17 protein-coding genes and 1 pseudogene are annotated in these 24,613 nt (G+C 36.7%); 15 read left to right on the top strand and 3 right to left on the bottom strand.

Features of this window, described 5'->3' with window-relative positions:
- Positions 1-16: 16 nt before the first annotated feature.
- The 4 genes from ACR9EA_RS06840 to rlmH all read left to right on the top strand — a co-directional run bounded on the left by ACR9EA_RS06840 (position 17) and on the right by rlmH (position 6,693).
- Positions 17-706, top strand: a complete 690-nt coding sequence (locus ACR9EA_RS06840) for a TIGR00730 family Rossman fold protein (protein ID WP_435139032.1) — start codon at positions 17-19, stop codon at positions 704-706.
- A 140-nt stretch (positions 707-846) separates the two neighbouring features.
- The gene (locus ACR9EA_RS06835; RefSeq protein ID WP_435139030.1) at positions 847-3,624 is read left to right on the top strand and encodes a metalloprotease; all 2,778 of its coding nucleotides are present in this window, start codon (positions 847-849) and stop codon (positions 3,622-3,624) included.
- A 177-nt stretch (positions 3,625-3,801) separates the two neighbouring features.
- Positions 3,802-6,213 carry a thiamine pyrophosphate-dependent enzyme gene (locus tag ACR9EA_RS06830; RefSeq protein ID WP_435139028.1) on the top strand — a complete coding sequence of 804 codons (2,412 nt, stop codon included), beginning with the start codon at positions 3,802-3,804 and terminating at the stop codon, positions 6,211-6,213.
- Between the two features lie 6 nt (positions 6,214-6,219).
- Positions 6,220-6,693 (top strand): 23S rRNA (pseudouridine(1915)-N(3))-methyltransferase RlmH, encoded by a 474-nt coding sequence (rlmH, locus tag ACR9EA_RS06825; RefSeq protein ID WP_435139026.1) that lies wholly within the window; start codon positions 6,220-6,222, stop codon positions 6,691-6,693.
- A gap of 5 nt (positions 6,694-6,698) precedes the next feature.
- On the opposite strand, the gene ACR9EA_RS06820 is transcribed toward rlmH, so the two are convergent.
- Positions 6,699-7,691, bottom strand: coding sequence for a DUF4421 family protein (locus ACR9EA_RS06820; RefSeq protein WP_435139024.1), 993 nt, complete (start codon positions 7,689-7,691; stop codon positions 6,699-6,701).
- Positions 7,692-7,955: 264 nt separating this feature from the next.
- On the bottom strand, positions 7,956-8,255 hold the full coding sequence (gene hpf, locus ACR9EA_RS06815) for a ribosome hibernation-promoting factor, HPF/YfiA family (protein ID WP_435139022.1): 300 nt from the start codon (positions 8,253-8,255) through the stop codon (positions 7,956-7,958).
- A gap of 155 nt (positions 8,256-8,410) precedes the next feature.
- Here hpf and ACR9EA_RS06810 point away from each other — a divergent pair, with 155 nt between their 5' ends.
- From ACR9EA_RS06810 to ACR9EA_RS06765, 10 genes and pseudogenes are all read left to right on the top strand, one after another.
- The gene (locus ACR9EA_RS06810; protein ID WP_435139020.1) at positions 8,411-8,986 is read left to right on the top strand and encodes a non-canonical purine NTP diphosphatase; all 576 of its coding nucleotides are present in this window, start codon (positions 8,411-8,413) and stop codon (positions 8,984-8,986) included.
- Positions 8,987-9,169: 183 nt separating this feature from the next.
- Positions 9,170-10,972 carry a DEAD/DEAH box helicase gene (locus ACR9EA_RS06805; RefSeq protein ID WP_435139018.1) on the top strand — a complete coding sequence of 601 codons (1,803 nt, stop codon included), beginning with the start codon at positions 9,170-9,172 and terminating at the stop codon, positions 10,970-10,972.
- Positions 10,973-11,058: 86 nt separating this feature from the next.
- A complete protein-coding gene (locus ACR9EA_RS06800) occupies positions 11,059-11,832 on the top strand; it encodes a carboxypeptidase-like regulatory domain-containing protein (protein ID WP_435139016.1) in 774 nt (257 codons plus the stop codon).
- Positions 11,833-12,139: 307 nt separating this feature from the next.
- Positions 12,140-13,906 carry an AMP-dependent synthetase/ligase gene (locus ACR9EA_RS06795; protein ID WP_435139014.1) on the top strand — a complete coding sequence of 589 codons (1,767 nt, stop codon included), beginning with the start codon at positions 12,140-12,142 and terminating at the stop codon, positions 13,904-13,906.
- Between the two features lie 118 nt (positions 13,907-14,024).
- Entirely contained in the window at positions 14,025-14,459 is a 435-nt protein-coding gene (locus ACR9EA_RS06790) for a MarR family winged helix-turn-helix transcriptional regulator (protein ID WP_435139012.1), read from the top strand.
- A 20-nt stretch (positions 14,460-14,479) separates the two neighbouring features.
- Positions 14,480-16,888, top strand: a complete 2,409-nt coding sequence (locus ACR9EA_RS06785; protein WP_435139010.1) for a 3-hydroxyacyl-CoA dehydrogenase NAD-binding domain-containing protein — start codon at positions 14,480-14,482, stop codon at positions 16,886-16,888.
- Positions 16,889-16,929: 41 nt separating this feature from the next.
- The gene (locus ACR9EA_RS06780; RefSeq protein ID WP_435139008.1) at positions 16,930-17,277 is read left to right on the top strand and encodes a four helix bundle protein; all 348 of its coding nucleotides are present in this window, start codon (positions 16,930-16,932) and stop codon (positions 17,275-17,277) included.
- 54 nt (positions 17,278-17,331) lie between these two features.
- A complete protein-coding gene (locus ACR9EA_RS06775) occupies positions 17,332-18,522 on the top strand; it encodes an acetyl-CoA C-acyltransferase (RefSeq protein ID WP_435139006.1) in 1,191 nt (396 codons plus the stop codon).
- An 82-nt stretch (positions 18,523-18,604) separates the two neighbouring features.
- Positions 18,605-19,800: pseudogene (locus tag ACR9EA_RS06770) on the top strand (acyl-CoA dehydrogenase family protein); the annotation flags it as partial.
- Positions 19,789-20,412: a hypothetical protein gene (locus ACR9EA_RS06765; protein ID WP_435139835.1), complete on the top strand. Its 624-nt coding sequence runs from the start codon at positions 19,789-19,791 to the stop codon at positions 20,410-20,412. The pseudogene ACR9EA_RS06770 and the gene ACR9EA_RS06765, both read left to right, overlap by 12 nt.
- Positions 20,413-20,485: 73 nt before the next feature.
- Here ACR9EA_RS06765 and ACR9EA_RS06760 read toward each other — a convergent pair whose 3' ends face one another.
- On the bottom strand, positions 20,486-22,315 hold the full coding sequence (locus ACR9EA_RS06760; RefSeq protein ID WP_435139004.1) for a glycoside hydrolase family 15 protein: 1,830 nt from the start codon (positions 22,313-22,315) through the stop codon (positions 20,486-20,488).
- A gap of 80 nt (positions 22,316-22,395) precedes the next feature.
- Here ACR9EA_RS06760 and ACR9EA_RS06755 point away from each other — a divergent pair, with 80 nt between their 5' ends.
- On the top strand, positions 22,396-24,606 hold the full coding sequence (locus ACR9EA_RS06755; protein ID WP_435139002.1) for a bifunctional alpha,alpha-trehalose-phosphate synthase (UDP-forming)/trehalose-phosphatase: 2,211 nt from the start codon (positions 22,396-22,398) through the stop codon (positions 24,604-24,606).
- Positions 24,607-24,613: the final 7 nt, after the last annotated feature.

The following is a 24,613-nucleotide window of genomic DNA, read 5'->3' as shown; positions in this document are numbered from 1 at the left end:
CAGATTTAAATTTATCATGAAAAAAGAAATACATCCAAAAGGTTGGAACGAAATAAAAACAAACGATTCTTGGGCCATTTTTAAAATCATGGGCGAGTTCGTGAGTGGTTTTGAAAAAATGAGCAAAATAGGTCCTTGTGTATCTATTTTTGGTTCGGCAAGAACAAAACCAGACGACGACAATTACAAACTAGCCGAACGGGTAGCCTATAAAATTGTAGAAAATGGTTATGGCGTTATTACAGGTGGAGGTCCAGGTATTATGGAAGCTGGTAACAAAGGCGCCCATCTTGCTGGGGGGACTTCGGTTGGACTCAATATCGATTTACCTTTCGAGCAACACGACAATCCATACATAGACGCCGATAAAAACTTAAATTTCGACTACTTTTTTGTGCGTAAATTAATGTTTGTAAAATATTCGCAAGGTTTTGTTGTGCTTCCTGGCGGATTTGGTACTTTAGACGAATTATTCGAATCGATAACCTTAATACAAACAGGTAAAATAGAACAGTTTCCAATTATATTAGTAGGCAAAAGTTATTGGTCTGGTTTATTAGACTGGGTTAAAACCACAATGTTAGAAAAGCACGCTACCATTAGCCCTAAAGATTTAGACCTTATTCACTTGGTTGATAATGAAGATGAAGTTGTAGCTGTTTTAGATGCCTTTTATAACGAATCGTTACATAGCTTCAACTTTTAATTCCTTTAACCCATAAAACCAACAGCGCATTAATCTAAAAAAATTTAAACCCTTATCGTAGAATTTTAATACCTGAGCAATATAAATTGAGATTACAACGCATTTGTTTTTTTCTATTCGTGTTTACAAGTGTTTTTGCTTTGGGTCAGAATACAATAGACCTAAAGGCAACCTTTGATGCATCTAAAAATCAAATTACAATTGCTCAAACCATTCAGTATAAAAACACAACGCAAGACACCCTACACGCTATTTATTTAAGCGATTGGGCCAATAGTTACGCGACAAAAACAACGCCTTTAGCTAAACGTTTTGCCGAAGAGTATAAAACCAATTTTCATTTTGCAAAAAGCGAAGATCGTGGTTATACCGCAATTACCTCTATAACCCAACAGAATACTCAGGTAAACTACAACCGCCTAGCTAAGCATCCAGATGTTATTAAAGTGAAACTTCTAAAACCTTTACAGGGCGGCGAAACTTACACATTAAAGCTCAATTACATCGTACAAATTCCTAACGATAATTTTACACGCTACGGCTGGACTTCTAACAATGGCTTCAATTTAAGATATTGGTACATTACTCCAGCTGTGTATAACGGAGCTTGGCAGTATTACAGCAATAAAAATTTAGACGATTTATACATCCCACCAGCCGATTTACATTTAGAGATTACCTACCCCCGAAATCTTACTTTAACCTCTGAGCTACAGACCCAAACCTTAGAAGAAACTCCTAACAGTAAAACGGTACTGCTAAGCGCAAAAAACAGTGTGAATTCTAAATTATTTCTAAATCATTATTCTAATTTTAGGACGGTTGGAACAGACGATTTTTCTATTACCACAAATATTTCTGAAGAAAATCTCGACGAGATTAACAGGCTATTAATTACCGATAAGATTATTAATTTTATTTCAGAAAATCTTGGCAATTATCCTAACGAAAAACTGTTGCTTTCTGAAATCGATTATCAGAAAAACCCCATTTATGGTATTAACCAACTTCCTAATTTTATCCGGCCATTTCCAAACCATTTTCAATACGAATTAAAACTTGTAAAAACAGCCTTAAACAATTATTTCGAAAATGTTCTGTTGATAAATCCAAGAGATGATTATTGGTTGAATGATGGTTTGCAGGTTTACTTTTTAATGAAATATGTAGACGAATATTACCCGAATATGAAACTTTTTGGTACACTCTCTAAAGTTTGGGGTATCAGATCATTTCATGCTACACAACTTCAATTTAACGATCAATACAACTTTCTTTACATGCATATGGCGCGATCTAATATCGATCAACCCTTAACCATGCCTAAAGATTCACTATTAAAATTCAACAGCAATATTGCCAATAAATACAAAGCTGGTGTTGGGTTAAAATATCTAGAAGACTACCTAAACCAAGATATTGTTTTTAACAGTATCCAATCTTATTTATCGCTTTATAAACTAAAACCAACCTCTAGTAAAGACTTCGAAACCTTATTGCGATGCCAAACCAATAAAGATGTCGATTGGTTTTTTAACGATTACATTGCCACCCGAAAAAAAATAGATTTTAAAATTAAAGATTATCAGGTATTAGGCGATTCGTTGGCAGTAAGCATTAAAAACAAACGCAAAAACGATATGCCTGTATCGCTCTTTGGATTACAAAACGATAGCGTTGTTTACAAAACTTGGGTGAGCCATATAAAAGATACAAAAACCGTTACCATACCAAAAACGAATATAGACAAGCTCGTTCTTAACTATAATATGGCCATTCCAGAATTCAACCTTCGGGACAACTGGAAATCGCTAAGAGGTTTTTTATTTAACAACAAACCCTTACAATTTAGACTGTTTAAAGACATTGAAGATCCTTATTATAATCAGGTGTTTTTTATGCCCGATTTTACTTATAATTATTACGACGGATTTTCACCCGGGCTTAAACTCTATAACAAAACAGCGTTACAAAAAGCCTTTTTATACAACCTAAAACCCCGATACGCCATTAAAAGTAAACAATTTGTAGGCAGCGGTAGCTTAAGTTATATAAAACGTATAGAAGAGAAAGATCTTTATTATATAAGATATGGCTTGGCCGGAGAATATTCGCATTATGCACCAGACCTATCTTACACCTCGTTTACGCCTTATTTACAATTTAGATTTAGAGACAAAAACGACTTTAGAAACAACAAGCACAAATACATTACTTTGCGTTATGTAAGCATTAATCGCGAAGACGACCCGAACAATATTTATAATGTAGAAAACACACCAGATTATAACGTATTCAACATTAAATTTGGCTATACCAACCCGAATCTAAAAAATCACTTTACTTGGTTTACAGATTTTCAATTAGCGAAAAAATTCAGCAAGTTTTCTGTGAATTTAGAATACAGAAAGCTCACAGAAAATAACCGTAATTTTAATTTGCGTTTTTTTGCAGGAACCTTTTTATTTAACGACACGTACCAAGACTCTAACTACTTTAGTTTTGCCTTAGATCGCCCTACAGATTATTTATTCGATTATAACTATTTAGGGCGTTCTGAAGCTACCGGACTTTTAAGTCAGGAATTGGTTATCGCAGAAGGTGGATTCAAATCGAAATTACAAACCCCTTTTGCAAACCAATGGATAACCACATTAAATGGGGGCACTACCATTTGGAAGTATATTGAAGCTTATGCCGATATTGGTCTGGTTGGCAACCATGGCCAATCGCCTAAATTTGTTTACGATTCTGGCTTCCGATTACGATTAGTAGCCGATTATTTCGAGTTGTACTTTCCTGTATATTCCAATTTAGGCTGGGAAATATCGCAAGCCCATTATAACGAAAAAATCAGGTTTATCGTAACCCTTTCTCCGCAAACTCTTATGGGTCTATTCTCGCGACGTTGGTATTAAAAAAAGCAGGTTTTTGTTAGTGATTATTCAATATTTAATGCGTTTTTTAAGAATTCAGCATTTACAACTCCATATAAGCATGTTTCGCTAAAAAGTTTCAATTAGCGAATGTAAAATTCAAATTGCAAAAACCATAAAGATTCGCTAAATTTGCACGAATCCGAACCCAAACACAACATGCAAACAAAACCAGATACCAAAACAGAATTATCTTTTGAAGATTTTAAAACCGAGGTTTTAAACGATTATAAAGTTGCTGTTACCTCTAGAGAATGTAGTTTATTAGGCAGACGGGAAGTACTTACAGGTAAAGCTAAATTTGGAATATTTGGAGACGGAAAAGAAGTGCCACAGCTAGCGATGGCCAAAGCATTTAAAGACGGAGACTTTCGTTCTGGCTACTATCGCGATCAAACGTTTATGATGGCCATTGGCGAACTTACGATCGAGCAATTTTTTTCTGGATTATACGCTAATACCGATTTGGAAATCGAACCCATGTCGGCTGGCCGACAAATGGGTGGGCATTTTGCAACCCACAGTTTGGATGAAAATGGGAATTGGAAAAACTTAACAAAACAAAAAAATTCAAGTTCAGACATCTCGCCTACAGCAGGGCAAATGCCACGTTTATTAGGCTTGGCACAAGCTTCTAAAATATACAGACATGTAAAAGGCATTAACACCACTAATTTTTCTGTTAGTGGTAACGAAGTGGCATGGGGAACCATTGGCAATGCAAGTACCAGTGAAGGTTTGTTTTTCGAAACTATTAATGCCGCTGGTGTACTTCAAGTACCTATGGTAATTAGTGTTTGGGACGACGAATACGGTATTTCTGTTCATGCCAAACATCAAACTACCAAAGAAAATATTTCCGAAATTTTAAAAGGATTCCAGCGTACCAAAACCAGTAATGGTTACGAAATTTTAAAAGTAAAAGGCTGGGACTACCCTACTTTAATAGAAACCTATCAAGAAGCAGGAAAAATTTCGCGAGAAGAACACGTCCCTGTTTTAATACATGTTACAGAACTTACACAACCACAAGGCCACTCTACATCTGGATCGCACGAACGCTACAAAAGTAAAGACAGACTAGATTGGGAAAACGAGCACGACTGTAATTTAAAAATGCGCGAATGGATTATAGCCAACGGTATCGCTACCGAAGAAGCGTTAACAGCCATAGAAAAAGATATTAAAAAACAGGTTAGAGAAGGCAAAAAATCTGCTTGGTCCTTATTTATAAACCCAATAAACAAAGACAAAGAGTTCTTAATAAACTTATTAACACGCATTGCAAATGCTAGTGCAAATAAAGCATTTATACAAAAAATCGTAAAAGATTTAGAACAAATAGAAGAACCTTTACGCAAAGATATCATCTCGACTGCACGAAAAACATTGCGCTATATCATCAACGAAAATTCTGTTGATAAAACCCGATTATTGTCTTGGATTGAAAGCTACATGGCAACGGTGCAACCGCAATACAGTTCGCATCTGGTTAGCGAAAGCAATAAATCTGTAAAATATATTGCCGAAGTTAAACCCATATACAATAACGATTCCGAAAACGTAGATGGCCGACTAATCATTCGCGATAATTTTAATGCTTTATTTAGCAAGTATCCGCACCTACTCATTTTTGGTGAAGATTCTGGAAATATTGGAGATGTAAATCAAGGTCTAGAAGGCATGCAGGAAAAATACGGCGAATTGCGTGTTGCCGATGCCGGCATACGAGAAGCTACTATTTTAGGCCAAGGTATTGGTATGGCCATGCGTGGCTTACGCCCTATTGCCGAAATTCAGTATTTAGACTACCTAATGTATGCGCTACAAATTATTAGCGACGATTTAGCTACCGTACACTACAGAACTAAAGGCAGACAAAAAGCGCCTTTAATTATTAGAACTCGCGGACATCGTCTTGAAGGTATATGGCATTCCGGCTCGCAAATGGGTGGTATTATCAATTTAGTACGTGGCATACATGTTTTGGTGCCAAGAAACATGACAAAAGCTGCTGGTTTTTACAATACTTTGTTAGAATCGGACGAACCGGCACTTATTGTGGAGTGCTTAAACGGATACCGATTAAAGGAAAAGAAACCATCTAATTTCGGCCTTTTTAAAACCCCTATTGGAGTTGTAGAAACATTACGAGAAGGTAGCGACATCACTTTAGTATCGTACGGGTCTACACTGCGTATTGTAGAACAAGCTGCCAAAGATTTAGTAGAAGTTGGTATTTTTGCAGAAGTCATAGATGTTCAATCTTTACTCCCATTCGATGTCAATCACGACATCGTTAAAAGCGTTGCCAAAACCAACCGCTTATTAATTATAGATGAAGATGTACCTGGCGGGGCTTCGGCATACATCCTAAATGAAATTTTAAACACTCAAAATGCGTATCTGCATTTAGATAGTCAGCCAAAAACCTTAACAGCAAAACCACATCGACCAGCTTATGGTACCGATGGCGATTATTTCTCTAAACCCTCTTTAGAAGATATTTTTGAAACGGTTTACCAAATCATGCACGAGGTGAACCCTAGTAAATATGCTAAATTGAGATAAGTAATTATGAACATTAAACTTTTAGCCATTGGCAAAACAGACAATAAACAACTACAAAGTTTAATAGACGATTACCAAAAACGGCTCGGTTTTTACATTAAGTTTGAACTGGAAATTATTCCTGATTTAAAGAAGGTTAAAAGTTTAAGCGAAGAACAACAAAAACAAAAAGAAGGCGAGCTTATTTTAAATAAAATTGCCCCTACAGATGTTCTTGTTTTACTTGACGAAAATGGCAAACAATTCGATTCTGTAGCATTTTCTAACTACCTTCAAAAACACATGAATTCTGGTATTAAGCAGCTGGTGTTTGTAATTGGTGGGCCTTATGGCTTTTCGCCAGAAGTTTACAATAAAGCTAATGGCAAAGTATCGCTTTCTAAAATGACCTTTTCGCACCAAATGATTCGATTATTTATGGTCGAACAACTGTATCGGGCATTTACTATTTTAAAAAATGAACCGTATCATCATAGGTAAAACCATCAATTTCTATGTCGAGAGCCTAGTTTATAACCAATAGCAAACTTGGCTTTGGTTAAATTAAATCGGTAATCGTTATCGTGGCCTAAATCGGTTGAATACAATCCGCCGCCATAAATTAAACTTACGTAATAAGCTTTTGCATTGTAGCCAACTGCAAAAGTATAATCTAATTTAAACAACATTGGGCTAGACGGCTCTAAAGTATCATCGTTTAAAGTTGTATGCTTATAAATAACACCCAATCCAGGCATCATATTACACGAAGCTGTTATGTTTTCGGTAAACTTAAATACCGAAAGCACACCACCCAAAATACCAACAGCTAAACTATTGTAACGTTTAATATGGGCTTGCTCATTAAAATAGTCTTCAGAGTTTTCGTCTAAAATATCATCATCTGCCGAAAAATAATCAAAAAAGCCAAACGCACCTATCCCTCCTGTTACATAATACTTCTTATCTAATCCATCTAAACCAGCTTTTAATAACGAGTAGGAAAACTCGATGTCTGGTATGGTGTGTAACATGTTAAAACCAATGGTTTTCGATTTAATGTCGTCTCGAAAAACAAAGGGTTCATCAAAATTATTTTTAATGTTAAACCCTTTATACGTTTGCACGTAAAAATTCACATAATTCTTTTTTCCTAGAATAGTAGTGCCTTGCATATCGAACCTATGGGTAACATCTTTTTGTTTCGATTTAATATTAAAAGCAATATCGATCAATAATTTACTACTTGCAAAACCAAATCCTACTCCAAATTTATTATTGGGCACATAACGCGACACATAGTCGTCGTTACTAATTCTAAACCGTTTTACTTTATAGTTGGTAAATACCCTTAACGAATAATTATTAATATCACGATCTAGAAAAACATCTTTTAAACTCTCTAAAAAACTTAAAGAGTCTAAATCTTTTAAAAGTTGTGCCTGCACAGTAGTTGTACTTGTTACCAGCAACAAAACAAAAACTAGTTTTTTAATCATGAAAAAAATAATCGTTCAAACAGGTAGCAATGTAGCAAATAAGTTTGGAAAACAACTATCTTGTTATTTTTAAAGCCAGTTTATCAACTTTTATTTTCTATTAGAGCATAAAAAAAGCTGTCTAAAAAAGTGTAATTTTCGTCAATCTGAATTTATTTCAGATTCTCATAATTATTGATTTTTAATATATTGAGATTCTGTGTCAAGCACAGAATGACGGATCACTTAACTTTTTCAGACAGCTTCTACATTTAATTTAGTTATTTATGAGTGAGCAAACGTATGTTTTCGTTTTTTAAGCTGAATCTCTAAATCGTTAATGGTATTTTTAACTGCCAATTCATAATTTCTTTCGTGCGACGAAGCAAAAATTCGAGGGCCAGGAGCACTTAGTTCTATTTTACAGATTTTACCTTCTTCCTTTTCTTTTGCAATGTTTTCAAAAGTGACTTCTGCAGCAATAATCCAATCGAATTTTTTAGCCAACTTATTTAATCGTTCTGTAACATAAACATTCATAGCCTCGCTAGTAGACATATGAATATACTGAATATTGATTGTCATAATTTATGAATTTTAAGTTCTTATCCAAAGTTAGCAAATAGTTCGAAAACAAAACATGATAATTATCATACCTAAAAAAACGCTTAACCTTCATTAAACTTTAACAGTACACCATAAAGTTTTATTTTTGCTCTTCAAACTCATAATTTTAAAAAATGACACTTGTTTTTGCCACCAACAATGCCAATAAAGTAAAAGAAGTTCAAGCGTTAATACCAGAACATATACGCGTGTTAAGCTTAGCCGATATCAATTGTTCCGAAGATATTCCCGAAACACAAGACACTATTGAAGGTAATGCTATCCAAAAAGCCGAATACGTAAAAGAACATTATGGTTACGAGTGTTTTGCAGACGACACCGGATTAGAAATCGATGCCCTTAAAGGAGAACCTGGTGTATTCTCGGCACGCTATGCAGGACCCCAACGCAATGCCGAGGACAATATGGCCAAAGTTTTGGATAAACTAAAAACCGAAACAGACCGGTCTGCACAATTTAAGACTGTAATTGCATTAACTCTAAAATCTGATACCAAAACTTTTACCGGAATCTGTAAAGGTGAAATAACTACAACAAAACAAGGCGATGCAGGTTTTGGCTACGACCCTGTTTTTAAACCAGAAGGCTACTTGCAAACTTTTGCCGAAATGTCTTTAAGTGAAAAAAATAAAATTGGTCACCGTGGTAAAGCTGTTTCGCTACTAATTGAGTACTTAAAAACATTATAACATCAAAAAACACACTGATTAACAATAATTTACAAACACTAGTTAATCTAAAATAAATCACTACCTTTGCACCTTGAAAATTCCTCAGGGTGAGGATGTGTTACTTAGAAGTTTAAGGTTAAGTATGTCGATTCCCTTCTTGTGTAACACCAACATAGTTTAATCGAATACTTATACAAAAGAATGAACACATTCAAAGATTTAGGTCTTAATGAAGACCTATTGCGTGCTATTACAGATATGGGCTTTGAAACCCCAAGTGAAGTACAGCAAAAAGCCATTCCACTTTTATTAGAAAACGAATCAGATTTAGTGGCCTTAGCCCAAACAGGCACAGGAAAAACCGCTGCATTTGGTTTTCCTATGCTACAAAAAATCAACCTAGACAGCCGCACCACACAAGGCCTAATTTTATCGCCAACAAGAGAATTATGTCTACAAATTGCACACGAATTAAAAGCTTATGGTAAATACTGTAAAGGACTAAATGTCGTTGCGATATATGGTGGCTCTAGCATTACCGAACAAGCCAGAGACGTAAAACGTGGCGCCCAAATTATTGTAGCTACGCCTGGCCGTATGAAAGATATGATTAACCGTAATTTGGTAGATATCTCTAAAATTGAATACAGCGTATTAGACGAAGCCGATGAAATGCTTAACATGGGCTTTTACGAAGATATAAACGAAATTTTGTCGCATACCCCTGTAGATAAAAGCACGTGGTTATTTTCGGCAACCATGCCTAAAGAAGTGGCTAGTATAGCCAAAAACTTTATGGATAGCCCGAAAGAAATTACCGTAGGCAATAAAAATGAAGGTAGCAGCAACGTTACTCACGAATACTATTTAGTAAGTGCAAGAGATCGTTACCAAGCATTAAAACGATTAGCAGATGCCAATCCAGATATTTTTTCCGTTATTTTTTGTCGCACCAAGCGCGACACCCAAAAAGTAGCCGAGCAATTAATAGAAGACGGTTACAATGCTGGTGCCCTTCATGGCGATTTAAGTCAGAACCAACGCGATTTGGTTATGAAATCGTTTAGAAACAACCAAATACAAATGTTAGTGGCCACAGATGTTGCTGCTCGTGGTATAGATGTAGACGATGTTACACACGTTATAAATTACCAGTTACCAGACGAAATAGAAACCTATACGCACCGTTCTGGACGTACAGGCCGTGCTGGTAAAACGGGAGTATCTATGGTAATTGTTTCTAAAAGTGAAGTTAGAAAGATAAAAAGCATAGAACGCATTATTAAAAAGGACTTCATCAAAAAAGATATTCCAAACGGAATAGAGATTTGCGAAGTGCAATTAATGTCGCTAGCCAATAAAATACATCACACAGAAGTTGATCACGAAATTGATAAACATTTAGATAGTATTAACCAACTATTTGCAGACACCACCAAAGAAGAATTAATTAAAAAGTTCTTCTCGGTAGAGTTTAACCGTTTCTTTAATTATTACAAAAAATCTAAAGACTTAAACATCGAAGACACCGGAAGTTCTAAATCGTACCCTAGCTCCGATAATGCTTCACGTTTCTTTATAAACGTTGGAAGCCGAGACGGTTTCGATTGGATGAACCTTAAAGACTTCTTAAAAGAACAATTACAACTTGGGCGCGACGATGTCTTTAAAGTAGATGTAAAAGACAGCTTTTCGTTTTTTAATACCGAAGCCGAGTTAGAGCCTAAGGTTTTAGAGTTCTTTACAGATTTTAAACACAACGGACGTTTTGTAAATGTTGAAAAAACAGAAAACAAAGGCGGTGGTGGTAGAAACCGTGGTGGCAACCGCAAAAAAGGCGGAAGACGCAGAGATGGCGATAAAACAGATTTTTCATCATCATCAAGAAAAGGAGATAAACGCTCGAAATCGAGACGCTCTAACACCGAATTTAGCGGTAAAAGACGTAGTGACTCCAATCAAAAATCATCGGCTTCATCTAGACCAAGACGTTCTAGACGCTAATTATTTTTGTTAATTTTTAGTCAAATTAACATCGCTATTTAGGAATTATTGATTAGTTTGCTACTTTTATCCCATATAAATTTACAATGAAATACTTAGTTTTCCTTTTCACGCTATTACTCACCTCTACAGTCGCTTTTGCGCAAGACGATACGACTGTAAAAGGGGTAATAATTAATGGGTCGGACGACACACCTCTAGAGGGTGTAAACATTGTAAATATAAATCAGGTTAAAGGTAGCACAACTAATGCAAAAGGAGAATTTGAAGTCGCTGCAAAAGCCAACGATACTTTACATTTTTCGTTCTTAGGTTTTAAATCTATTAAGGTTAGAGTTACTAACGACTGGCTTAAATATGGGAGCTCCACCATTGCTTTAACAGAATTAGCACTAGCCTTAGAAGAGGTGGTTGTTAACCAATTTAGGCTAACAGGGTATTTAGAAGTCGATATAAAACAGGTGCCCATTAACACCAATTACCAATACAGTATTTCTGGGCTACAAAATGGTTACGAAGCAGGAAGTTATAGAAACAGTGGTGTAAATAAAGTTCTAGGCGCAATTTTTAATCCAGCCGATTTCCTGTACAATATCTTCGGAAAAAAGCCTCAGGAAATGAAAAAACTGAAGCAAATGAAACAGGATGACGAAATACGGAATCTCCTAGCCTCACGCTTCGATCGCGAAATGCTAACTGTTTTACTTCAAGTTGATCGTGTAGATTTAGACGAAATAGTAAGACAATGTAACTACTCTAAAGATTTTATTAATTCGGCTAACGATTTACAAATTCTAGACGCCATAAGTGGTTGTTACGAAGAATATAAAGTATTAAGTCGTGGTCGCGGTAAGTTATAAGCTCCTTAATTCATTTCCACATACTTAAACATCATTCGTTTTTAAAACTTTTACATCTTTTCCTAAAGACTTCAAAAAACCTATAACAGAACAGATTACAAACGCCTAACAATTGAAATAATTTTAAAATACGCGCTTTAAGTTTTAAAGTTTTAATAAAAATCGCTTCAATTATTAAATTCTTACTATATTACCACTTAAAAAACAAAATCAATAAAATAGTTCAACCCCTACTCGGTATATTTTAAGTTTTGTTTAATAAACCTGTAATTTTAAAATTTGTATTACCCTCATACATTAGTAGTTTATGACAACGATTTCACGCCTTTTTGATTTTCCATATTATCAATTAGAAAAATACAACTTAAATAAAAGTTTAAGCACGAAATACAACGGAACTTGGGTATCTGTTTCAACACAAGAATACATAGACCAAGCCAATGCTATTAGTCGTGGTTTATTACGATTAGGAGTGCAACCCAACGATAAAATTGCTGTAATTTCTACCAATAACAGAACCGAATGGAATGTTATGGATGTTGGTATTTTACAATTAGGTGCCCAAAATGTTCCTATCTATCCAACAATTTCTGAAGAAGATTACGAGTATATTTTAAATCATTCTGAAGCTATTTATTGTTTTGTATCAGATAGCACCGTAGTAGAGAAATTAAATAAAATTAAAGCCAATACTAAGCTTAAAAATGTTTACACTTTTGATGATATAGCCAACGAAAACAGCTGGAAAGACATTTTAAAATTAGGTGCAGATAATTCTAACCAAAACGAAGTAGAATCCAGAAAAGAACAAGTAAAACCTAGCGATTTAGCAACCTTAATTTACACCTCAGGTACCACAGGTACTCCCAAAGGCGTTATGTTATCGCATAACAATATCGTATCTAATGTATTAAATAGCGAAAAACGTGTACCCTTTGAATACGGAAAATCTAAAGCTTTAAGCTTTCTGCCTATCTGCCATGTGTTCGAGCGCATGCTACTATACTTATATCAGTTTTGTGGTGTAGAGGTCTATTTTGCAGAATCTATAGAAAAAATGGTAGATAATGCCAAAGAGATTAAACCTCAGGTAATGACAGGGGTACCTAGACTTTACGAAAAAGTATACGACAAAATTGTAGCCAAAGGAAGTGAGCTAACAGGAATAAAAAAGTCGCTCTTCTTCTGGGCAGTAAATTTAGGATTAAAATACGAACCTTATGGCGTAAACGGATGGTGGTACGAAAAACAACTGAATGTAGCCAGAACATTAATTTTTAAAAAATGGAAAGAAGCACTTGGTGGCGAATTAGAGCTCATGGTGTCTGGTAGTGCTGCACTTCAACCCCGATTAACTCGCGTTTTTGCAGCTGCAGGCATGCCCATTATGGAAGGCTACGGACTTACAGAAACTTCACCGGTAATTTCTGTAAACGATCAGCGTAACCACGGCTTCAGAATAGGTACTGTTGGAAAAATAATAGATAATGTAGAAGTTAAAATTGCCGAAGACGGCGAAATACTTGTAAAAGGTCCTAATGTTATGATGGGCTACTACAAAGACCCTCAGAAAACATCCGAAGTCATGACTGGCGAATATTTCCATACTGGAGATATTGGAGAAATTAGCACCGATGGATTTTTAAAAATTACCGACCGTAAAAAAGAAATTTTTAAAACCAGTGGCGGAAAATACGTAGCTCCTGCCCTTATTGAAAACCAATTAAAACAATCGCGTTTTATCGAACAAGTTATGGTTATTGGTGAAGGCGAAAAAATGCCAGCAGCATTAATACAACCTAACTACGATTTTGTTGAAGAATGGGCTAAACGTCACAATATTAAAGATGCCATTCCACAGCTATTTAAAAATGAAGCATTCTTAAACAGAATACAATCAGAGATAGACCATGCCAACACGCATTTTGGTAAATGGGAACAAGTAAAAGTATTTAAAATCACTCCCGATATTTGGTCTATAGAGGCAGGACACCTTACTCCTACTTTAAAATTAAAACGAAAAATTATTAAAGACATCTATAAAGATCTTATAGAAAATATATACAGACCTTAATCTTTTAAACGCCTTTCTTTTAAGGCGTTTTTCTATGCTTTTTATTTAAAAATTTCACACGTTTTTATTATGCATGCATAATATTTTTTAGTATATTTGGAATTACTAAAACGTTTGAATGAAAGATAAAACTATAGATTATGTCTTGCGAACCACATGGTTAGCAGTAACCAAAATGTATAACGAACAAGGTGCAAAATTCGATAGCACCATGGCCACTGGCTTCGCCTTATTAAGCATCGATCCGGAAAAAGGAACACCATCGACTTCCTTAGGCCCCAAAATGGGCATGGAAGCTACTAGCCTTTCCAGAATCATTAAAAACATGGAAAAACAAGGCTTAATAGAACGCAAACCAAACCCCGAAGACGGAAGAGGTGTTTTAATACATTTAACACCGTTTGGTAAAGAAAAAAGAGACTACTCGAAAGATCGGGTTTTAATTTTCAACGACACTGTTCGTAAACATATTTCTGCAGAAAAAATCGAACACTTTTACGAAGTCGCAGAAGTTATAAACGATTTAATTTCAAACAAAAAAATATATAATTAACGAAAGCCTATTTCAATAAAATGAGCACACGTAGAATTAAAAAAGTAGCAGTAATCGGTTCTGGAATTATGGGAAGCGGCATTGCTTGCCACTTTGCAAACATTGGTGTAAATGTACTATTATTAGACATTGTACCACGAGAACTCAATGCTACAGAGCAAGCTAAAGGTTTAAGCCTTACCGATAAAACTGTTAGAAACCGCATAGTTAACGAGTCGCTTGCCGCAGCTTTAAAATCGAAGCCCTCTCCTATTTATCATCAAAAATTTGCATCGCGAATTACGACGGGGAATTTGGAAGACGATATCGCAAAAGTTAAAGATGTCGATTGGATTATAGAAGTGGTTGTGGAGCGTCTAGACATTAAAAAGCAAGTCTTCGAAAATCTGGAAAAACACCGCACACCTGGTACCTTAATTACCTCGAACACTTCGGGAATCCCGATTCAGTTTATGAGTGAAGGGCGCTCGGAAGATTTTCAACAGCACTTCTGTGGCACACACTTTTTCAATCCGGCGCGTTACTTAAAACTATTCGAAATCATTCCTGGACCACAAACCAGTCCGGAAGTTTTAGATTTCTTAAATAATTATGGAGAACAATTCCTCGGAAAAACAGCCGTAGTCGCTAAAGACACGCCTGCGTTTATTGGAAATCGTATTGGTATTTTCAGCATTATGAGTTTATTCCATGCGGTAAAGGATATGGAATTAACCATTGAAGAAGTCGACAAACTTACTGGTCCCGTAATTGGTCGCCCAAAATCGGCAACCTTCCGCACGGTCGACGTGGTTGGTTTAGACACTTTGGTACATGTGGCGAATGGTCTGTACGATAATGTGCCAAAAGACGAACGCCACGACCTGTTTAAACTGCCCGATTTTATTGCCAAGATGATGGATAATAAATGGTTAGGTAGTAAAACCCAACAAGGCTTTTATAAAAAAGAAAAAGACGACAAAGGTAATAGTCAAATACTATCTTTGGATCTCGATACGCTCGAATACCGCGAAAAAAAATCGGCCAATTTCGCAACTTTAGAACTCACTAAAACCATCGATAAAGTTGTCGATCGCTTTAAGGTTCTAGTTTCAGGAAAAGATAAAGCAGGTGATTTCTACCGAAAAAACTTTGCAGCCTTATTTGCCTATGTGTCAAACCGCATTCCTGAAATTACCAACGATCTATACAAAATAGACGATGCGATGAAAGCCGGTTTTGGTTGGGAACATGGACCATTTCAAATTTGGGATGCCATTGGTGTTGAAACGGGTATCGAAATTATGAAAGCCGAAGGTCTGAAACCAGCCACATGGGTAACAGACATGCTTACTTCGGGAAGCAAATCATTTTATACCGTTAAAGATGGCGCTTCATATTACTACGATATTCCGTCTAAAAAACAAGTGAAAGTTCCAGGGCAAGATGCATTCATCATTCTAGATAACATCAGAAAAACCAACGAAGTATTTAAAAATTCGGGCGTTGTTATAGAAGATTTAGGTGATGGTATTCTTAATTGCGAATTTCAATCTAAGATGAATACCATTGGTGGCGATGTACTAGCAGGAATTAACAAAGCTATCGATCTCGCGGAAAAGGATTTCCAAGGTTTAGTCGTTGGTAACCAAGGTGCTAATTTTTCGGTTGGTGCTAATATCGGTATGATTTTCATGATGGCCGTAGAGCAAGAATACGACGAGCTGAATATGGCGATTAAATATTTCCAAGACACCATGATGCGCATGCGTTATTCGTCGATTCCAACCATTTCTGCTCCGCATGGGATGACCCTTGGTGGGGGTTGCGAATTATCGATGCACGCCGATAAAGTAATAGCAGCAGCCGAAACCTATATTGGCTTAGTAGAATTTGGTGTTGGTGTTATTCCTGGCGGTGGCGGCTCGAAAGAAATGACTTTACGCGCCCAAGATACCTTTAAAAAGGGTGATGTAGAATTAAACACTTTACAAGACTATTTCCTAACCATTGGGATGGCAAAAGTATCGACCTCGGCTTACGAAGCTTACGATTTAGGTGTACTACAACCAGGTAAAGATATTGTAGTGGTAAATAAAGACCGCCAAATTGCAACAGCAAAAGCACATGCCAAATTAATGGCCGAAGCGGGTTACACACAACCGATTAAACGCAACGATATTAAAGTACTCGGCAAACAAGCCCTAGGTATGTTTTTGGTAGGAACCGACTCGATGGAAGCCAGTCGCTACATTAGCGAACACGACCAAAAAATCGCCAACAAACTAGCTTACGTTATGGCTGGTGGCGATTTATCCGAGCCCACTCTAGTAAGCGAACAATATTTATTAGACCTAGAACGCGAAGCCTTTTTAAGCTTATGTACAGAACGGAAAACCTTAGAACGCATACAGCATATGTTGAAGAATGGGAAGCCGCTGAGGAATTAGATTTTAGTATTGAGGTTTGAGTATGGAGTAATTAGCCGATTATGCACAAAGTAGAAGATTTAAAAATATGGCGAAAATCATTAGAGCTAACTAAAGTAGTTTATCTTCTAATTACAGCATTACCTTCTGATGAAAAATACGGTTTAACCTCACAAATAAAACGATGTACTATTTCCATACCTTCAAACATAGCTGAAGGAGCAGGAAGAAATTCCCGTAAAGAATTTAAACATTTTTTAAGCATTGCAAATGGTTCCTGTTATGAACTTCAAACGCAATTAATATTATTAAAAGAACTAAATCTAATTGAAGCAATACGTGTAAAACCAATTATTGAATTATGTATTGAAATTCAAAAAATGAATTATGTATTTCAAAAAAAACTATAAATCTCAATTTTAGAATCTCAATACTAATGACTCAATACTCAATTCTAATTTAAAATGAAACAAGCATACATTGTAAAAGCATACAGAACCGCAGTTGGAAAAGCACCAAAAGGTGTATTCCGATTTAAGCGCACAGATGAACTGGCAGCAGAAACCATCAAACACATGATGAAAGAACTGCCAACATTAGACCCAAAACGTATCGACGACGTTATTGTTGGTAATGCCATGCCCGAAGGCTCACAGGGCCTTAATATGGCGCGATTAATTTCCTTAATGGGACTCGATATAGTAGATGTTCCGGGGGTAACCGTTAACCGTTTCTGTTCTTCCGGAATCGAAACCATTGGTATGGCTACCGCAAAAATACAAGCCGGTATGGCTAACTGTATTATCGCTGGAGGAGCTGAAAGTATGAGTGCCGTGCCAATGACAGGCTTTAAACCCGAACTGAATTACGATATTGTAAAAGCAGGGCACGAAGATTATTACTGGGGTATGGGAAATACCGCCGAAGCCGTGGCTCAGCAGTTTAAAGTCTCTCGCGAAGATCAAGATGAATTTGCTTACAATTCGCACATGAAAGCCTTAAAGGCACAAGCCGAAAATCGTTTTCAAGATCAGATTGTCCCGATTGATGTTGAAGAAATTTATATTGACGCAAACGGTAAAAAAGCCACCAAATCGTACACGGTTACCAAAGACGAAGGCCCACGTGCCAATACCAGTCTTGAAGCTTTAGCAAAACTCCGTCCCGTTTTTGCAACTGGCGGCAGTGTAACAGCTGGAAACTCATCGCAAACCAGCGATGGCGCTGCTTTTGTAATGGTAATGAGTGAAGACATGGTAAAAGAATTAGGCTTACAACCTATAGCCAGACTAGTCAATTATGCTGCTGCTGGTGTCGAACCACGGATTATGGGTATTGGCCCTGTAAAGGCCGTGCCAAAAGCATTAAAACAAGCTGGATTACAGCAAGACGATTTAAAACTTATAGAACTTAACGAAGCCTTTGCCTCACAATCTATTGCGGTTATTCGCGAATTAAACCTAAATCCAGATATCGTAAATGTAAATGGAGGCGCTATCGCTTTAGGACATCCTTTAGGCTGTACCGGAGCAAAATTATCGGTGCAACTGTTCGACGAAATGCGTAAACGAAATATGCAAGGGCAATACGGTGCCGTAACCATGTGTGTTGGTACTGGGCAAGGCGCTTGTGGGATTTTTGAATTTTTAAACTAGAACAGAGATGTTAGTATTAAGTATTTAGATTGCTCAATTCTAAAATCTCAATACTCAGTACTAACAGCTAAAACATAAAACTATGGAAACAACACAAAAAGACATATTAAGAGGCGGACAATTCATTATAAAAGAATCGGACTGCGAAAACATATTTACACCAGAGGATTTCTCTGAAGAACAAATCATGATGAAAGAAGCGGTTATGGAATTTAACGACCGTGAAATCATTCCGAACAAGCCACGTTTCGAAGCTAAAGATTACGCCCTCACAGAAGAGGTAATGAAAAAAGCAGCCGAACTCGGTTTTCTAGGCGTTGCGGTTCCTGAGGAATATGGCGGATTAGGGATGGGCTTTGTATCGACCATGCTTACCTGCGACTATATTTCTAGTGGCACAGGCTCATTCAGTACGGCTTTTGGCGCCCATACAGGAATTGGCACTATGCCTATTACCCTTTATGGAACCGAAGAACAAAAACAAAAATACGTTCCTAAATTAGCCACAGGCGAATGGTTTGGGGCTTATGCCTTAACCGAACCTGGTGCTGGTAGCGATGCTAATTCTGGTAAAACAACCGCCAAATTATCCGACGATGGTAAATCGTATATTATCAACGGACAAAAAATGTGGATTTCTAATGCAGGATTTTGCAGTTTAATGATTGTTTTTGCGCGAATTGAAGACGATAAAAATATCACTGGATTTATTGTAGAATACGATCCCGAAAACCCAAATGGTATCACTTTAGGCGAAGAAGAACATAAATTGGGCATTAGAGCCTCTTCTACCCGACAAGTTTTTTACAACGACACCGTTGTACCAATAGAAAACATGTTGGCTGGTCGTGGCGAAGGCTTTAAAATTGCCATGAATGCCTTAAATATTGGTCGGATTAAGTTGGCTGCTGCTTGTTTAGACTCGCAACGCCGCATTACTACAACAGCTGTTCAGTATGCCAATGAGCGCAAACAATTTAAAACCCGCATTTCCGATTTTGGTGCTATCGAATACAAAATAGCCGAAATGGCCACCAATGCCTATGTTGGCGAATCGGCATCGTACAGAGCTGCTAAAGATATCGAAGACCGCATTGCTATGCGACAAGAAGCAGGGAATTCGCATCAAGAAGCCGAGCTGAAAGGTGTGGAAGAATACGCAATTGAATGTTCCATTTTAAAAGTAGCCGTTTCTGAAGATGTTCAGATTTGTGCCGATGAAGGGATTCAGATTTTTGGGGCATGGGCTTTTCGGAAGACACGCCAATGGAAGCCGCTTGGCGAGATGCTAGAATTGCTAGAATTTATGAAGGCACCAACGAAATTAACCGCATGCTTTCCGTAGGGATGCTGATTAAAAAAGCCATGAAGGGTCATGTAGATTTAATTGGTCCTGCCATGAAAGTTCAGGAAGAATTGATGAGTATTCCGTCGTTCGACACGCCAGATTATTCCGAATTACTTTCCGAAGAAAAAGAAATGATAGCCAAGCTTAAAAAAGTCTTTTTAATGGTGGCTGGTGCAGCTGTTCAGAAATTTGGACCGGATCTAGAAAAACATCAGCAATTATTAATGGCGGCATCTAATATTTTAATTGAAATTTACATGGCAGAATCGGCTATTTTAAGAACCGAAAAGAATGCCAAACGCTTTGGTGAAAACAAACATCAAGAGCAAATTGCCATGTCGAAATTATACCTTTACAATGCTGTAGACATTATTAATAAAAATGCTAAAGAAGGTATTATTTCGTTTGCTGAAGGCGACGAGCAACGCATGATGTTAATGGGACTAAAACGTTTTACCAAATACACCAATCAGCCAAACGTGATTGCGCTTCGCGATGCTATTGCCGAAAAAGTTAAAGCTGAAAACAAGTATTGTTTTTAAAATATAATGTGTGACTAATTCAAACCCCTTAAAAGGTCAATTCCGTAACAAGAATTGACCTTTTATTTTTTCTCTAGTCTTCATTTTTCTTATCATCTACATTTTCACGCATCGTTTCAATTACTTTCTCCTCATCGGTCACTTTAGATAAGTTTATAGCTGTTTCAATTAGTGCAAGATGCGAATATGCTTGCGGAAAATTACCTAATAATCGTTTCGTTTCAAAATCGATATCCTCACTAAACAAGCCTAAATGGTTACTGTACGACAATAGTTTATCGAACAGGGCAATCGCCTTTTGCTCCTCACCTATTTTATACAAACTATTAATAAACCAAAAGGTGCAAATGGTAAACGACGATGATGGCAACCCAAAATCATCTTTATTTTTATAGCGATACAATAAACCATCGTTGCTCAGCTCGCGCTCTATGGCTTTAACCGTATTTACGTACTTAGGATCTGTTGCTTCAATAAATCCATAAGGCTCCATTAACAATACCGAAGCATCTAAATCGTTAGAGCCGTACGATTGTGTAAATGCCTGTACTTTTTCGTTCCATGCATTGGTTAAAATATCTTCTTTAATAGATTTCTCTAATGGAATCCATTTTTCGAGTTTCGATTTTTTACCTAAAATTTCGGCCACTTTAATTGCCTTATCTATCGCCACCCAACACAATACTTTAGAAAATGTAAAATGGCGCTCTTCGGTTCTAAACTCCCAAATACCTTTGTCTGCTTCCTGCCAGTGTTTATTTACCACCCATACAATGCCTTTTGTAATGGTCCAGATTTCTTCGCCATTTTCTATATCAGTACTAAAATTAACCAGTTGCTGATGAATCACATCCATTAAAATACCATAAATATCGTTTTGGCGTTGTTCGTAGGCTGCGTTCCCAATGCGTACAGGGCTAGAGTTTTTGTAACCGCTTAAATGATCGAGAGTTTCTTCTGTTAACTTTTTTTCTTTATTAATACCATACATAATTTGAAGCTTTTCGTCTTTATCTGGTATTAAATCGATAATGAATTGCAGGTAACGTTTGGCTATTTTTTTATGGCCTAAGTGCGATACAACTTTAATAACCATAGACGCATCCCGAATCCAACAAAAACGGTAATCCCAATTCCTTACCTCGCCTATTGTTTCTGGCAACGATGTGGTCGCGGCAGCTAAAACAGCTCCTGTTTTATCGTACGTTAATAATTTTAAGGTAATAGCACTTCTACAAATTTCGGTGTTATAGCGCTCGTATGATGGGGTCCCATCCATCCAATTTAACCAATACACTTTAGTGCGTTCAAACTCGATATAAGCCTTGTGTACATCGGGTTTAAATATTTTTTCGTTGTAGCCTATTAAAAAATAAGCATCCTGAGTTAAAGTTATTTCTTCGCGATTTACTACGGCATGTTTATTTAAATCGGTGTATAAAAAAAGCGTATCGAACTTTTCTTTATCTGTTAAACTAACAATAAAATCGGACTTAACATATGTGTTAGTTTCACCCAGAGCATACTCCAATTTTGGACTATAATCTACTCTAAACTTAGGAGCCCCTGTTCTGTGTTTTATAAAGCGAATAATTTCTGGAGGTGATTGATAGCCTCCTGTGGTTTTATGATATCTTGGCATAAAATCCATCACATCAAAAGCATCGGTACCGTTACTAAACGAAGTAACCAAAATAGCGGTTCGGTCTAAATATCGTTGTGTAATATTGTATGTATCGTCTACTATAAACCCGAAATTACCACCTATATTTTCATCTAATATTTTGGCAAAAACCGAGCTAGAATCGAACTCTGGCAAACAACACCAATCTATAGAACCTGTTTTAGAAATGAGTGCCGCACTACGGCAGTTACCAATAATTCCGTAATCTAAATTATTCATTAAAATCGTCTTTTATATGGTTAGCAACCTATTTTTCTTTAAATTAACGAAAAACTTATTGCTAATCAAAACTCAACTTCATGAATAAGACAATAATTGTCTCGAACAGACTTCCTTTACAAGTTAAATTAGAAGATTCTCAATTAGAAATAAAACCCAGTGTGGGTGGTTTAGCGACGGGAATGAAATCTGTTCACGCCGATGGAAATGGTATTTGGGTAGGTTGGTCTGGATTAACAGAAGAACAACTTACGCCTGCATTACAAGATCGTGTTAACGCAGAAGTACAGAAGGAAAAATGTGTAACCGTACCCTTAACTACCGAAGATGTAGACAATTTTTATTTAGGATTTAGTAACAAAACATTATGGCCTTTATTTCATTATTTTATGGAATACACCACTTTTGAACGTTCCGAATGGGAATCGTATAAAGCCGTAAACCAGAAATTTGCCGACGTTGTTTTAGAACATGTTAACGATGGCGATACGGTTTGGGTTCACGACTACCAACTGTTACTTTTACCCAAACTATTACGAGACAAAAACCCTAATATTTCTATAGGATTCTTTTTACATATTCCGTTTCCGTCTTTCGAAATCTTTAGAACCTTCCCATGGCGTGAAGAATTATTGAAAGGCATGCTCGGATCTGATTTAATAGGATTTCACACCTACGATTACGAACGCCATTTTTTAAGCTCCGTAAAACGTATTTTACGATTAGACGTAAAATTTAACGATATTCTTTACGACGACAGAAACATAAAAGTAGACTCGTTCCCGATGGGGATAGATTACAACAAATTTTATAATGCTGCTGTTGCCAATACCAACCAGAAAGAAAAAGAAAAATCGGAGCTACAGCGCCGTTTAGACGAGCATATAAAAACATCGTTAGGTGCTAAAATTATACTTTCTATAGATCGGTTAGATTACACTAAGGGCATACCAAAACGTTTAAGAGCCTTCGAATATTTTTTAAACAAATACCCAGAATTTAAGGAAAAAGTACGACTTATTTTACTAGCCGTTCCATCGCGTTCCAATGTCCCACAATACCAGAAACTAAAACGCGAAACCGACGAGTTGGTTGGCCGTATAAATGGTAAATTTGCTACTGTCAGTTGGACGCCTGTTTGGTATTTTTATCGCTCAATGCCGTTTGAAAACCTCATCGATTTATACACCTCATCCGATGTTGCTTTAATCACGCCCATTCGAGATGGTATGAATTTGGTTGCAAAAGAATATATTGCCACTAGAACCAATCAAGATGGGGTGCTCATTTTAAGCGAAATGGCAGGAGCTTCAAACGAAATGAACGAAGCCCTATTAATTAACCCCAACAATTTCGAGCAAATTGCAGATACCATTAAAGAGGCTTTAGAAATGCCTTTAGAAGATCAGCAAAATCGTATTGCCATTCTTCAAAATAGATTAAAACGCTACAGTGTAGAAAAATGGGCAGAGGAATTTTTAGATGCCCTGGAAGGCACCAAGTCTAACGACGAACAAGCCCAATCTACAAAACTTACCCCCCAACTTAAACAAGATATCGCTAAGGCGTTTAAAACCTCCAACAAAAAATTATTACTTCTGGATTTTGACGGTACTTTGGTTGGTTTTAAAAATAATCCGAAAGACGCCAAACCCGACGCCGAGCTCTTTAAAACGCTAGATGCCCTACATGCCAAAGACGGTGTAGATTTAGTAATAATAAGCGGACGTGATCGCGAAACGTTTGAAGATTGGTTTGCAAATAAGCCTTACACCCTAGTTACAGATCATGGGGTTTGGTTAAAGCAAAATGGCAAAGATTGGGAAATGCTAGAACATTTAAAAAACGACTGGATGTCTAGCATACTACCAATTTTAGAAACGTTTGTAGATCGTACTCCAGGAACATTTATAGAAAAAAAGCGCTACTCGTTGGCCTGGCATTTTAGAAAAACAGATCCCGAACTCGGCCAAAAACGTGCCATAGAACTAAGCACCGTATTAACCAGTTTAATTTCCAATAACGATTTATCGGTACTTAAAGGTAATAAGGTTACCGAAATAAAAAGTAGTAATGTAAACAAAGGCCGCGCAGCTTCGCGATTATTAACAAAAGAAAAGTATGACTTTATGTTTGCTATTGGCGACGATTGGACCGATGAGTATATGTTCGAAGAGCTTCCAGAAACGGCATACACTGTTAAAGTTGGCATAAAAAAGACAAATGCCAAATATCATGTTAAAGACACATCCGAAGTTAGAGAATTATTAAATACATTTGCTTTAGACTAATATTTTT

The sequence above is a fragment of the Formosa sp. A9 genome (assembly GCF_051200825.1).
Classification (GTDB): Bacteria; Bacteroidota; Bacteroidia; order Flavobacteriales; family Flavobacteriaceae; genus Formosa.
Note: the sequence above shows the minus strand (reverse complement) of the source record. Positions and strands in the feature narration are given on the sequence as shown.

Coding starts and splice junctions, on each gene's coding strand:
- ACR9EA_RS06840 (WP_435139032.1), top strand. CDS start 17: ATGAAAAAAGAAATACATCCAAAAGGTTGGAACGAAATAAAAACAAAC.
- ACR9EA_RS06830 (WP_435139028.1), top strand. CDS start 3,802: ATGCAAACAAAACCAGATACCAAAACAGAATTATCTTTTGAAGATTTT.
- rlmH (WP_435139026.1), top strand. CDS start 6,220: ATGAACATTAAACTTTTAGCCATTGGCAAAACAGACAATAAACAACTA.
- ACR9EA_RS06820 (WP_435139024.1), bottom strand. CDS start 7,691: ATGATTAAAAAACTAGTTTTTGTTTTGTTGCTGGTAACAAGTACAACT.
- hpf (WP_435139022.1), bottom strand. CDS start 8,255: ATGACAATCAATATTCAGTATATTCATATGTCTACTAGCGAGGCTATG.
- ACR9EA_RS06810 (WP_435139020.1), top strand. CDS start 8,411: ATGACACTTGTTTTTGCCACCAACAATGCCAATAAAGTAAAAGAAGTT.
- ACR9EA_RS06805 (WP_435139018.1), top strand. CDS start 9,170: ATGAACACATTCAAAGATTTAGGTCTTAATGAAGACCTATTGCGTGCT.
- ACR9EA_RS06800 (WP_435139016.1), top strand. CDS start 11,059: ATGAAATACTTAGTTTTCCTTTTCACGCTATTACTCACCTCTACAGTC.
- ACR9EA_RS06795 (WP_435139014.1), top strand. CDS start 12,140: ATGACAACGATTTCACGCCTTTTTGATTTTCCATATTATCAATTAGAA.
- ACR9EA_RS06790 (WP_435139012.1), top strand. CDS start 14,025: ATGAAAGATAAAACTATAGATTATGTCTTGCGAACCACATGGTTAGCA.
- ACR9EA_RS06785 (WP_435139010.1), top strand. CDS start 14,480: ATGAGCACACGTAGAATTAAAAAAGTAGCAGTAATCGGTTCTGGAATT.
- ACR9EA_RS06780 (WP_435139008.1), top strand. CDS start 16,930: ATGCACAAAGTAGAAGATTTAAAAATATGGCGAAAATCATTAGAGCTA.
- ACR9EA_RS06775 (WP_435139006.1), top strand. CDS start 17,332: ATGAAACAAGCATACATTGTAAAAGCATACAGAACCGCAGTTGGAAAA.
- ACR9EA_RS06765 (WP_435139835.1), top strand. CDS start 19,789: ATGGAAGCCGCTTGGCGAGATGCTAGAATTGCTAGAATTTATGAAGGC.
- ACR9EA_RS06760 (WP_435139004.1), bottom strand. CDS start 22,315: ATGAATAATTTAGATTACGGAATTATTGGTAACTGCCGTAGTGCGGCA.
- ACR9EA_RS06755 (WP_435139002.1), top strand. CDS start 22,396: ATGAATAAGACAATAATTGTCTCGAACAGACTTCCTTTACAAGTTAAA.